This is a genomic window from Streptomyces sp. NPDC096040, from assembly GCF_040303265.1.
Lineage (GTDB): Bacteria > Actinomycetota > Actinomycetes > Streptomycetales > Streptomycetaceae > Streptomyces.
In genome coordinates this window covers 42,368-54,889 of sequence record NZ_JBEOTA010000043.1, presented here as the reverse complement: position 1 = coordinate 54,889, position 12,522 = coordinate 42,368, and the positions used below count along the sequence as shown (strand labels likewise).

Genomic DNA, 12,522 nt, shown 5'->3' with positions numbered 1-12,522 from the left:
TACCAGGGGTTTCACGCATGTCTGACGTCAGGTCACCGTCCAGTTCACGCAAGCTCGTTACTCAACGCAACCTTCAGGTTGCCGAGAAGACCTCAGTGGCCGGATGAGCCGCGGGTGTACAACCGGGGCCGCACCGACATGGACACCATCACGGCCGATTGGCTGTGGGAGCACGTCCGGCTGTCCTGTGTGCCGGCGGAGGAGGTGCGCGCCGTCAAGGCCGACGTGCCGTCCATCACCGCGCACGCGTTCTCGACGTACGGCCGCCTGGACGGGGACCGCCTGCGCGGCCTGTACGAGCGCGGCTACACCATCCGCCTGGGCAACCTCCAGCGGTGCATGACGGCGGTCGCCCGGCTCTCGCGCGGCATCCAGCAGGAGACGGGTTACAGCAACTACGTCCACGCGTTCATGACGCCGCCCGGCCAGCAGGGCCTGCGCCACCACTGGGACCAGCAGATGGCGGTCATCGTCCAACTGGAGGGCATCAAGCGGTGGGAGCTGTGGGCGCCCGTCGTGGATGCCCCCATGCGCACCTTCAACGACTCCGGTGCGGTGTGGCGCCCGGAGTGGGTGGACGACTGGGAGCGCCGCGGCCCGGACCAAGCGGTGCTCCTGGAGCCCGGCCAGTCCCTGCTGCTGCCACGCGGCTGGATCCACAACCCGCTGGTACCCAAGGACGGCAAGGACAGCGTGCACCTGACGTTCGCCATCCGGGAGCGCACCCCGTACTGGCTGGCGGAGCAGCTCCTGGAGCAGGTCATCAAGGATCCGGAGCTGCGCCGCGTGATCCGGCCCGGCGACCTGCTCGGGGCCGCCCTGCCTAACCAACTTGCCGAGGTCCGCCAGCAGTTGCTCCACCACCTGCGCACCACGGACCTGGCCGCGCTCGCCGAGCAGATCGCCCACACCGCGCTCACTGACCTGGAGTACAGCACCTGACCGCCCACCAGCTCCCGACGCTGCCCCGGTCCTGCGCTGGCCGGGGCCGCGTGCTTGCAGGAGCCGGAACAACCCCGAGGAATCACACCGCGTCCATGCCGCGCGTTGACTTCGCCACCCTGCCCGCCGCCGTCCACCAGGCCGCCGCGCTCGGCGTCGACGCGTAGGGGTCAGGAAGGGTGCTCCCGGCTGCGCGCCCACGGGAGCACCAACCCTCTCCCGGCTCGGTTCTGTCGGGGCTGATCCGGGCTCATCCTGGTTGGAGCCCCAGGTCAGGGCGCTGACCTGCGGCGCTGCAAACGCCTCCTCCGGTTCAAGTCCGGTTCCGGGTGCCTTCCGCTATATGGCCTCTGACCAGCGAGAACATTGGCTGGTGCCGTATCTCGTCCGCGTAACTGGTGCACGCTCTTTGGTACAGGATGGTTCGGCGTCGGGGCGCGCTACCGCGCAGGCCGCCGATGGCGACTGGGCAGGAGCGGCTTCTGGTCAATCCGGTCCACCTGGTCAAGGCCGGGGTGCGCTGCGGGGAACTTGCAGGTCGGGCCGGTCGGACAGTCGTGTTCCCGTGCCGTGTTCCCACGAGAACACGGCGCCGCCTCGATCGGGCCTCAGGCGGGCTGAGACGGGCCTGTTCGGGCTGAGGCGGGAAACAAGGGTGCAGGTCACAGCGAACTGCCAGGTCAGGCAGGGTGGGCCAGTCCCACTGTGCGGGGGCTGCGGCCGTTCTGCTGTGTATGGGGGTGACCTGGGCTGATGGTCGAACCTTGGCAGCGGCTGTTGGGGCCGGCGCTATTGGGCGGGCGGAGACTGGGCCGCGGTGAGCGCCCGTCGCACGGCGTCGCGTCGGAGCCGCAGATGGGCCCGGCCGTCTCGTGGTCGGCCATGTACCGGTCGAGGTGCGTGGGGGTCACGCGCAGGCGCGCAGCAAAGGCGCCTTGGGTGGTTTGTCCTGGGCTTCGAAGCCTGGGGCCCCTTCAGCCGGCAAGGTCTGGATCGTAGATTGTGCTCATGATCGAGGAGACGTCGGCCCGAGCGATCAGAGCGGTCCACAGGACGGAGGCACGCCGCCCCAAAAAAGGCGAAAGGCAGGGGCGGACTGCTGCGTTCGTCTGCGCTGATGGCGGCTGGCACCCTGGTCTCGCGTGCGACCGGACTGATACGGCAGGTGCTGCAGGCCGCCGCGCTGGGCACCGGGCTGCTCGCCACCACCTACAACCAGGCCAACATGAACTGACCGACGTCCCGGGCAAGGACGCCACCACAGGTCACGCACGGCGAGGTGACCTTCACTCCCTGGGTGGTGATCATCGTCTCTCCCGGCGCTGTCCCGATTTGCCTGATCCTGCCGCAAGCGCTGAAGTCTGGCGACTGGGTTGTCCGCGCAGTCACCGGTGGGCACCAGGGTGCGCTATGCGGCGACTGGCTCCGGCGGCACGGTCTGGTAGCACCGTCCGTCGCGGAGGTGGGCGCAAAGGACGTTGACGCGGCGGCGGGCGAGGGCGAGGACGGCCTGGGTGTGGCGCTTGTCCTCGGCTCGTTTGCGATCGTAGATGTACTTGCTCTCCCCGCTGGTGTTGACGTAGCCCCACTCGTGAGTGACCACGTTTGTCTTCTCTGTCCACGCCCATCCGCTGCTGGGATCGAGTTCGACGGTGACGTTGCCCTGGATGTCGGTCAGCTGATGTTCGAACACCCTGCTCAGGTCTCGGGGATCCATTCCACGGGAGGGGGCGTACGGCTGTAGTGGGCGCCTCTGGTGCCGTAGTAGGCGAGGTGCAGGATCTCACCGTCGAATTGGAGCTCTGCCGGCGGAGGGTTGGGAACGAAGACCCACGGGTGAGAGTGGCCGTCGATGCGGATGGGCTCCCGGGGCTGGTTCCAGCCGTCCGCCCAGTTCTGGGCCCGCTCTCGCGTCCACGGGTTCTGCAGAGTCCGCGGGGCGGCCGGGTCGTGCTCGTGGCCGTTGAGGCTGCGCACCAGAGCTTCGCTGTAGACACCCTTGACCCGGAAGTTCTCCAGGTCATCCGCGCGCACGACCATGTTGACGTACCGGCGGCCGTTGCCTCGGTGTCGGCCCACCGCATGCCAGCGACCGTGGCCAGGGTCCCAGCGGACGGGCGGGATCCACAGCAGGGCGCCCGCGGCGAAGTGCCTTGTGCCGCGCTGGATCTCGAGGCCGCTCTCGCCGCGCGCGGTCTCTCGCGCCACGCTGGCAACCAGGCACCAACCCAGCAGCCCGTCCGGCGTCTCTTCTTCGGTAGGTCCCGTCTCTGCCACGCCGAGGATTCTGAGGCACCACATGTAGCGCGAGCCAGCTCTTATCAGCTGAGCCGACCGGGCCGAACCCCTGTGCCTCAGGAGACATCTGTCGGCCTCACTCGAACGCAAGGGAGAAAGCTGGGAAGCTGGAGCTCCTGGCCAACGCCGAATACAAGCAGTGGCGGCCCCTGCAGCGGTTCACCGGCCGCCGCGAAACCTACGCCGAGACCCCAAGACCCCATCAGGCCATCGCTGAACTGGTCTCCGACCGATCCGCCCGGCGGGCGACCCGCCGCAAGCCGGGCACCGGACTGGGACTCGCCCGCCAGCCACCTGCTGATCACCTGGGGCAGGGATGGGCCGGGTGGCTTCGAACGCTGTTTCTGGCCGGTCACGGACGCAGCGATGAGTTCTCCCGGCTCGGAGAGTCTCACCACCGTTGTCTGCAGCACAGGAGGAACACGTGGCTCAGCTACTGAGAGTGCAGAACTTCACTGTCTCGAGTGACGGCATCGGTGCCGGTGAGGACCAGAGCCTTGAGAGGCCGTTCGGCCACGTCGATCCCGGGAGGCTGTTCGCCTGGGCCGGCGCCACGGCGAGCTGGCCCAATCGCACCGACCCCGGGGGGAGCCGGGGCCTCGACGACTACTTCACCCGGGACTTCGCCCACAACATCGGTGCCGAGATCATGGGCCGCAACAAGTTCGGGCCCCAGCGCGGGCCGTGGCAGGACCATGAGTGGCTGGGCTGGTGGGGGGAGGAGCCGCCGTTCCACACCCCGGTGTTCGTCATGACGCACCACAGGCGTCCGTCCTTCTCGCTTTCCGACACCACGTTCCACTTCGTCGACGGCGACCCGGCGACTGTCCTGGAGCAGGCGCGGGCGGCGGCGCAGGGCAAGGACGTCAGACTTGGCGGCGGGGTTACGACCGTCCGGCAGTTCCTCGACGCCGACCTCGTCGACACCCTGCATGTGGTGGTCTCGCCGGTGAAGCTCGGCTCAGGACTACGACTTTGGGAGTCACCCGATGAGCTGCTCGACCGGTTCCACCTGGAGGTGGTGCCCAGCCCGAGCGGCGTGACGCACCACCTGTTCTGGCGAAAGTGACCGGTCCTGGGCTGGCCCCGGCCGGCTGTTTTGGCTCCCGGGGCTGCCCTGAGCGGGCCGTCGAGTCGCGCCTCGGACGGCGTCAGCCCTGGCTGCCGCCGTCCGGGGCACGGGAGGCATTACTGGCGTCCGACGGCCAACGACTGTGAGCTGCTTGATGCGCTGCAGCACCTCGCATTGAGGCGCACGCAGACCCTTGATCATTTCGATTTGCTCATCGAGAAGGGCGCGGCTCTCCGGAGGCACGGTCCCGCGCATGACGTACCGCCTCATGGCGAACGACAGGTCTTGCAGGAAGACGTGACTCTCTCCGGCCACATCCTCAACCGACGGGTCGCAGCCCGAAGGGCCCTTGTAGCCGGCCTCCGTCGCTTTGCCACCCACTTCGACCAGTTCGCGATCGACCGCCGACAGGTCGATCCGCACGCCGTCACAGAGCGTCTGCCGAGGCCAGAGTAGGAGATTCAGCCAGGCCCATCCGGTCTACCGCACGGTGGTCAGAGGAGGATCTCCTGCCGAGCGGCCAGTTGGGTCCGGCGCGGTCGTCCGGCGCGCCGGGGTCAGATGGCCGTGCGGCCGCCGTCGACGGCGATGGTCGCGCCGGTGATGTAGCCGGCCTTCGGCGAGACGAGGAATACCACGGTCTCGGCGATCTCGGCGGGGTCGGCGGCGCGCTTCATCGCGGTGGTCTCGGCGAGCGCGTCGAACAGGTCGCGGGCCTCGGCCCGGCGGCGTCGTCGAACATGCGGCCGGCGACTACCGGACCTGGCTGCACGAACTCTTCTTCGGCCTCGCTCAGCAGGCAGGCGCCAAGGATGCGAAGGCGCTCGCCCAGCAACTGGTCCTGCTCTACGACGGCGCCGGGATCAGCGCCTGGCTGGACCGCGACCCCAGTGCCGAAACAGCCGCCCGCACCGTGGCCGCCGCACTGGTCGACGCCGCCGTCCCGGACTGAAGCCCCGAAGCGCCCGTAGGCGGACTGCAGACGCAACGACTTCGGATCTTGCCAATGGGAACCATTTTCATATACGGTTGTCCGTGACGCTCGACGTCGTCCCGAAAGGGCCCGGCACCGATGCCTTCCGGTGCCGGGCCCCTTCTGTGTGGTGCCGACCGCTCCGGACCCTCAACCGGAGAAGCCGACGTGCGCCAGCCGCAGCGGGCCGCGCAGTCCGAGGTGGACGTCGTGCACGCCCTCGGCGACGATGCCGGCGGTGAGCGAGGTGTACGCATACGGGCCCGGCGTCGGCTCGGCGAGTGTCAGCACCGCCAGCAACGGGCCGCCGTCCAGGGAGAGTTCCAGCGACCCCGCGCCCGACACCCGCGCGGTCACCTCCGTCACCCCCTGGCCGAAGTCGCAGTCCCGGTACACGAGTTCACCCAGGCCGTCGCCCTTCGGCGTGACCGCGTCGCCCTCCGACTTCGTACGGTCCACGATCGCGATGCCCGACTGCTCGTCGAAGTCGGCCGCCGGCAGACCGCGTCGCGAGACGACATCACGCGGTGCCGCCTGCGCGCCGTCCAGGATCACCGTCGTACGCAGGCGGATGTCCTCGCTGGAGGCGCCGACCAGCACGTCGTACGGGCCCTGCTCCAGGCGCCATCCGTCCCGCGCCACGTCCCAGAGGCCGAAGGCCGAGAGCGGGGCTTCGAAGGTCAGCTCGGTCCGTTCGCCGGGGGCGAGGGTGATCCTGCGGTGGGTCAGGAGTTCGCGGCGCGGGCGCACCGACGACGGCTCGACCGCCCGGGAGTAGAGCTGGGCCACCTCGTCCGCCGTCACATCACCGGTGTTGGTGACCGTGAAGGACACCCGGAGCGTCCCGTCCGCCACCCTGGTGACCAGGTCGGCGTAGGAGAAGGACGCGTATGACAGGCCGTGGCCGAACGGGAACAGCGGGGTGCCCTCGAAGTAGAGGTACGTCTGGCGGGCGCCGAGCACGTCGTAGTCGAGCAGGTCGGGAAGGTCGGCGTCGGAGGCGTACCAGGTCTGCGGGAGGCGGCCCGCGGGGGAGACATCACCGGCCAGGACCCGGGCGAGCGCGGTACCGGCCGCCTGGCCGCCGTGGGCCGTCCACAGGACCGCGGGGAGGCGGGCCACGTCCACGGCGTAGGGATACGCCGAGGTCAGCACCAGCACCGTCCTCGGGTTCGCGGACCGGGCCGCGCGCAGCAGGCGCTCCTGGTGCGCGGGCAGGGCCAGGGTCGTACGGTCCTCGGTCTCGCGGCCGTTGATGTGCGGGTCGTTGCCCGCGACCACCAGGACCGCGTCGGCCGCGGCGGCCACCCTGGCGACGGCGTCCGCACCCCGCTCGACGATGATCAGTTCGAAGATCGACGCGTTCTCGGCGGCAACCTTCACGCCGTCGGCGGCGACAGAGACATGGCGACCCGTGCCGAGATGCCGGAGGAGGTGACCGTTCTGGTGTGGTTCCAGGCGGAATGTCTCCTGAACGACCCAGCCGCCGGGCTGGTCGGCGGAAGCGCGGACACGGCCGTCGTCGGCGACCGAGAGATAGCGGCCGTCGGGAGCGCGGAGCGTCAGGACGCCATCGCCCCAGTCGGCGAGGGCGAGTTCGGTGCCCGTCGCGTCGGTGGTCAGCGGGGGCAGGTCGGTACGGCCGGCCAGCAGCGCCGGGTCCAGAGCGCCCGCCGTGCCGCGCACCTCGTCGGCGGCCTCGGGGGCGGGCGGTACGTGCAGGAAGGTGCCGTCCGCGAGCCTCAGCCGGACCCGGTCCACGCCCTCCGCGAACTCCACACGCTCCGCGCCGAACCGTTCGTACAGGCCCTCCAGCGGGGTGGAGCGGTGGGTCAGCGTGCCGCTGTACCAGTCGAGTTTGCACTCGTCGGCGAGCAGACCGACCACCGCGATCCGGGTGTCGGGCGCGAGCGGCAGCAGGTCGTCGTCGTTCTTGAGGAGGACGACCGCCTGCTCCGCCGCCTCCTGGGCGAGGGCGCGGTGGGCGGGGGTGTCGAAGTCGGACGTCCGCGCGTACGGGTCGTCCTGCGGGTCGAACTCGCCGAGACGGAAGCGGACAGAGAGCTGGCGGCGCACCGCCGTGTCGATGTCGGCCTCGGTCAACAGGCCCTGTTGCAAGGCCCCCTTGACCCGGGAGACGATCTGCGAACCGTCCGTGCCGTGGTCGGTGAAGCTGTCCACGCCCGCAAGGAGGGCGGCCGCCGTGGCTTCCTCGTGGGTGTCGAAGTAGTGCTCGTGGTCGACGAGGTTGCTGGGCGCGCCGGCGTCCGAGCAGACCAGCAGGTCCTCGTCGGTCCAGGTGCGCAGCTGCTCGCGCAGGTACGGGGAGAGGTGGTTGGGGCGGCCGTTGACCAGGTTGTAGGCGGGCATCACGCCGGCCACCGCGCCCGCCTCCACGGTCTCCTTGAAGGCGCGCAGATCGTACTCGTGCAGCACCCGCGGTCGGACCGAGGAGGAGGAAGTGGCGCGGTCCGTCTCGTTGTTGTGGGCGAGCCAGTGCTTGAGGACGGGCGCGGTGCGCCAGTACAGCGGGTGGTCGCCGCGCAGGCCGTGCGTGTAGGCGGTGGCGATGGCGGAGGTGAGCTTCGGGTCCTCGGAGTAGCCCTCCTCGTTACGGCCCCAGAGCGGGTGGCGCAGCAGGTTCACCGTCGGCGACCAGACGTTGAGGCCCACGCGGTCGTCGCGGGCGCGCATCGCCCTGACCTCCTTGGACACGGCCTCGCCGACCCGGCGTACGAGATCGGTGTTCCAGGTCGCGCCGAGCCCCACCGCCTGCGGGAACACCGTCGCCGGGCCCATCCAGGCGACCCCGTGCAGGGCCTCCTGGCCGGTACGGAAGGCGGCGATGCCCAGGCGTTCCACGGCGGGTGCGAACTGGTGCAGGAAGGAGACCTTCTCGTCCAGGGTGAGCCGTGCCAGCAGGTCGTCGATGCGCTTCGCGAACGGCAGATGCGGGTCGCGGAAAGGCGGCGTAGGCGGCGTTTGTGCGGTCACGTGCGGTTCCCCTTGCGATGGAGCGACGAGGCGCTTTCGAAGCGCTTCGATGCTCATTCGGCGCACCGTCGAGTGTCAAGAGACGCTCACCGTAATTTCAAGCAGCGCATACGAAGAGGTCATCTCCAACGGCTCGGAGGAATCTTGGAAGCGACCCTTGTGCACCCCAACGTGTTCACTTAACCTCGCAGCAACATCGAAGCGCTTCGACTACCAGCTCGCCAGCCGAGAGCCCGTGAATCGGTCGGAGCATCGCTTCAACTCAGCCAGTTCCACTCGAGACACCGCAGCCGACGGCCACCGCCGGGTGTCCTGGTGCGCCATGAAGGGTTGACGCAATGACGCCGAACGCCGCCTCGTCCGCTCCCAGTCGGAGAAGTTTCCTCGCCTCCACGGCAGTCGCCACCGCAGCGGTGGCGGGCGGGTTGCCGCTGCTCGCCGCCTGCGGCGGCTCGGACAGTGGCTCGGGCGGGGGCACCACATCGGGCAAGGACGCCATGAAGCTGCTGCCGACGTACGTCGCCAGCACGGTCGCCAAGCCGGACATCGCATCGAAGAACGGTTCGGCGGCCGGCTACACCGGCAAGGTCGACCTCGCCAGCCTTTCCACCTCGGTCCCCAAGAAGCTCGGTACCGGCGCCCCCTTCAAAATCATGTCCCCGTTCTGGGGTTCCCCGCCCAAGGCCGGCTGCGCCTACTACACGGCGCTCGACGCCGCGGCGGGCACGAAGGTCACCTGGCAGAACCAGGACGGCAACACCTACGGCCAGAAGCTCGGCGCCGTCCTCGCCTCCAGCGACATACCAGACATGGTGGTCGTGCCGAGCTGGGAACTGGTCGGCAAGATCTCGAACGCGGTCACCGCGAAGTTCATGGACCTCGGCCCCTACCTGGCGGGCGACAAGGTCAAGAAGTACCCGAACCTGGCCGCGATCCCCTCCGACTCCTGGCGCATGGGCATCTTCGGCGGCGCGCTGCGCGGCATTCCGATGCCCGCCGCTGCCGCGACCTTCATCGTGCCCTACTACCGCAAGGACATCTTCGACAAGAGGGGCTACTCCGTACCCAAGTCGCCCGAAGAGTTCCTCAGTTGGGCCAAGGAGGCCACCAGCGCCAAGGCCAAGGTGTACGCCTGCGGCGACATGTCCTGGACCGCCGGCAACATCTTCGGCGTCCGACCCTCCGGGACGCTCGGCTGGAACATCGGGGCCGACGGCAAGCTGACGTACCGCATCGAGCAGCCCGAGTACCTCGAGGCCCTGGAGTGGACCCGCAAGCTGTTCGACGCGGGGGTCGTGCACCCCGACGACAAGGCGCGCTCGGGCGACTCGGGACAGCGGTTCACCGCCGGGCAGATCCTGGTCTTCAACAACGACACCTCCGCCTGGTACGGGAAGACCGCCGAACAGGCCGCCGCCAACCCCGACTTCGAGATCGACGGCATGGACATCTTCGGCGCCGACGGCGGCAACCCGACGCTGTACGCCTCCCAGCCCGCCACCATCTGGTCGTTGATCCGCAAGGGCGCATCGAAGACGACGGTGGAGAACGCGCTCGCCGCCGCCAACTTCTCGGCCGCGCCCTACGGCACCAAGGAGCGGATGCTCGTCGACTACGGCGTCGAGGGCACCCACTACACGGTCAAGAACGGCGTCCCGGTCAAGACCGACCAGGGCAACACCGAGGTGATCAACGCCTGGGTGATGCTGGCAGCGCCGGCCCCCTACTTCGCCCACCCCGACTACCCCGACGTCGCCCGCAAGCAGGTCGAGTGGGAGCAGCGGATGGGTGCCTTCATGAGGAAGACGTCCACGTACGGCATGAACATCGTCGAGCCGACCCGCTACGCGAACCTCTCCAGCCAGTTCGAGCAGCTGGAGATCGACTATGTGCGCGGCAACCGGAAGCTGTCGGACGTGCAGGCGGCCATCTCCACCTGGAAGTCCTCCGGGGGTGACAAGCTGCGCGACTGGTACAAGCAGCTCATCGACAAGAACGGCAGCGGCAACTGATGTCTCTCACGGCCGGGAGCAGGCCCGAGGGGACTCGCCCCGCCGCGGCCGTCGAGGAACCGACGGCCGCGGTCGCCGCCGCCGCGGCGAAGGACAGGGTGCCGCGCAAGGCGAGCAAGGCGGCCAAGGTCCCCTTGAGGGTCCGGCTGCGCCGGGACCGCGCGCTGATCCTTATGACGTTGCCCGTCATCTTCCTGCTCCTGCTCTTCAACTACATCCCACTGCTGGGTAACGTCGTCGCCTTCCAGGACTACGACCCGTATGTCTCCGGCAACGGAGTCACGGCGATCTTCCACAGCCCCTGGGTCGGGGTGGAGCAGTTCTCGCGGATGGTCGACGACCCGCTGTTCTGGAGCGCCGCGAAGAACACCCTCGTCCTGTTCGTGCTCCAACTGGTGCTGTTCTTCCCGATCCCCATCGCTCTCGCGCTGCTCATCAACAGTGTGGTCCGGCCCCGGGTCCGGGCGGTGGCACAGGCGATCATGTATCTGCCGCACTTCTTCTCGTGGGTCCTCGTGGTCACCGTGTTCCAGCAGGTCTTCGGCGGCGCGGGCATCATCGCGCAGACCCTTGAGAACCACGGGTGGAGCGGCTTCGACCTGATGACCAACGCGAGCCTCTTCAAGTACCTGGTCACCGCGCAGGCCGTGTGGAAGGACGCCGGCTGGGGGATCATCGTCTTCCTCGCCGCGCTGGCCGCCGTCAGCACCGATCTCTACGAGGCCGCCGCCATGGACGGAGCGGGGCGCTGGCGGCGCATGTGGCATGTGACGCTGCCCGCGCTGCGTCCGGTGATCGCGCTGCTGCTGGTTCTGCGCGTGGGCGACGCGCTGAGCGTCGGATTCGAGCAGTTCCTGCTCCAGCGGGACGCGGTCGGCGCGGGAGCCAGCGAGGTCCTCGACACATACGTGTGGAACATGGGTATCCAGAACGGCGACTTCAGCTATGCGGCCGCGGTCGGACTCGTCAAGGGAGCCATCGGAGTGTGTCTCGTCCTGGGCGCGAACAAGTTCGCGCACCTGCTCGGCGAGCAGGGGGTGTACCAGAAGTGAGCCTCAACACGCAGCTCGTCCGCAGCCTCAGGGCTCCCGCCCGCCCCGTGTGGGAGGAGCCGCCCGGCAAGGCCGGACTCACCGCCAAGGGCGGCCTCCTCGTGCTCTGCGCCCTGGGGGTGCTCGGTCCGCTGTGGATCGTGATCGTCACCAGCGTTTCTCCCAAGCCCGTGATCGATCGGGTCGGCGGCCTCGTCGTGATCCCCCGGGGCATCACCTTCGTCAACTACACGGAGCTGCTCAGCGGCGGCCAGGTCAGCCGGGCGATCATGGTCTCGGTCGGTGTCACGCTCGTCGGCACGCTGTTCTCGATGACGGTGTCGGTGCTCGCGGCCTACGGCCTGTCCCGGCCGGGCAGTCTGGGCCACCGGTTCTTCCTGATGACCATGATGGCAACCATGTTCTTCGGGGCCGGCCTCATCCCGACGTACCTTCTGGTGCAGTCGCTGGGCCTCACCGACACGTATCTGTCCCTGATCCTGCCGAGCGCGGTCAGCGTCTTCAACATCCTCGTCCTGCGAGCCTTCTTCATGGGGATCTCCCCCGAACTCACCGAGTCCGCCCGCATCGACGGGGCCAGTGATCTGCGCATCCTGCTGACCATCGTCATGCCGCTGTCGCGGGCGGTGCTGGCCGTCATCTCCCTGTTCTACGCGGTCGGGTACTGGAGCGCCTGGTTCAACGCCTCCATCTACCTCAGCGACCAGCAGATGATGCCGCTGCAGAACGTGCTCATCCAGCTGGTCCAGAAGAACACCGAGGCGCCGACCGGCCTCCAGCAGGCGGTCCGCACCGGTCAACTCTCCGCCCTGGGACTGCAGATGGCCGTCATGGTGCTCGCCCTGATCCCTGTCGCGATCGCATCCCCCTTCGTCCAGCGCCACTTCAAGAAGGGGATGCTGACCGGGGCGGTCAAGGGGTAGCCGACGGCCTTCTGGAGGGGGCGGTGCGGAGGGTCGGCGACTGCTGGTGGGCCGTGGCTGGTCGCGCCCACGCGGCGGTAGTCGCACATCGATACAGCCCCGCGCCCCTCATGGGGCACCGGGCTCGCGCCAGCCACTCAGCTGCGGGCAGTCGTGCCGCTGGGCCGGCTCCCGGCCCCAAGAAGGGCGGCACCCTGCTCGAGCCGGTAGGCGACACCCCCGCGCCAGCCCCCACCCCGGACCACCACAACCCAAC

8 protein-coding genes and 1 pseudogene are annotated in these 12,522 nt (G+C 68.9%); 5 read left to right on the top strand and 4 right to left on the bottom strand.

Annotated elements, in window-relative coordinates:
* The first annotated feature begins 114 nt into the window (after positions 1-114).
* On the top strand, positions 115-942 hold the full coding sequence (locus tag ABTY98_RS37590; protein WP_352225629.1) for a JmjC domain-containing protein: 828 nt from the start codon (positions 115-117) through the stop codon (positions 940-942).
* Between the two features lie 1,408 nt (positions 943-2,350).
* On the opposite strand, the pseudogene ABTY98_RS37585 reads toward ABTY98_RS37590, so the two are convergent.
* Both ABTY98_RS37585 and ABTY98_RS37580 read right to left on the bottom strand, forming a co-directional pair.
* A pseudogene (locus ABTY98_RS37585) lies at positions 2,351-2,497 on the bottom strand (IS110 family transposase); the annotation flags it as partial.
* 143 nt (positions 2,498-2,640) lie between these two features.
* On the bottom strand, positions 2,641-3,219 hold the full coding sequence (locus ABTY98_RS37580) for a hypothetical protein (protein WP_352225628.1): 579 nt from the start codon (positions 3,217-3,219) through the stop codon (positions 2,641-2,643).
* 445 nt (positions 3,220-3,664) lie between these two features.
* Between ABTY98_RS37580 and ABTY98_RS37575 the strand changes: the two genes are divergently transcribed.
* Positions 3,665-4,309, top strand: coding sequence for a dihydrofolate reductase family protein (locus ABTY98_RS37575; RefSeq protein WP_352225627.1), 645 nt, complete (start codon positions 3,665-3,667; stop codon positions 4,307-4,309).
* A gap of 560 nt (positions 4,310-4,869) precedes the next feature.
* Here the strand turns inward: ABTY98_RS37575 and ABTY98_RS37570 are convergent.
* Entirely contained in the window at positions 4,870-4,989 is a 120-nt protein-coding gene (locus ABTY98_RS37570; protein ID WP_352225626.1) for an SDR family oxidoreductase, read from the bottom strand.
* Between the two features lie 446 nt (positions 4,990-5,435).
* The gene (locus tag ABTY98_RS37565) at positions 5,436-8,279 is read right to left on the bottom strand and encodes a glycoside hydrolase family 3 C-terminal domain-containing protein (RefSeq protein WP_352225625.1); all 2,844 of its coding nucleotides are present in this window, start codon (positions 8,277-8,279) and stop codon (positions 5,436-5,438) included.
* A gap of 338 nt (positions 8,280-8,617) precedes the next feature.
* Between ABTY98_RS37565 and ABTY98_RS37560 the strand changes: the two genes are divergently transcribed.
* From ABTY98_RS37560 to ABTY98_RS37550, 3 genes are read left to right on the top strand one after another with little or no spacing between them, the layout of a single operon-like run.
* A complete protein-coding gene (locus ABTY98_RS37560; RefSeq protein WP_352225624.1) occupies positions 8,618-10,291 on the top strand; it encodes an extracellular solute-binding protein in 1,674 nt (557 codons plus the stop codon).
* Positions 10,291-11,343: an ABC transporter permease gene (locus ABTY98_RS37555; RefSeq protein ID WP_352225623.1), complete on the top strand. Its 1,053-nt coding sequence runs from the start codon at positions 10,291-10,293 to the stop codon at positions 11,341-11,343. Before ABTY98_RS37560 ends, ABTY98_RS37555 begins: the two co-directional genes overlap by 1 nt.
* The gene (locus ABTY98_RS37550; RefSeq protein ID WP_352225622.1) at positions 11,340-12,266 is read left to right on the top strand and encodes a carbohydrate ABC transporter permease; all 927 of its coding nucleotides are present in this window, start codon (positions 11,340-11,342) and stop codon (positions 12,264-12,266) included. Before ABTY98_RS37555 ends, ABTY98_RS37550 begins: the two co-directional genes overlap by 4 nt.
* Positions 12,267-12,522: the final 256 nt, after the last annotated feature.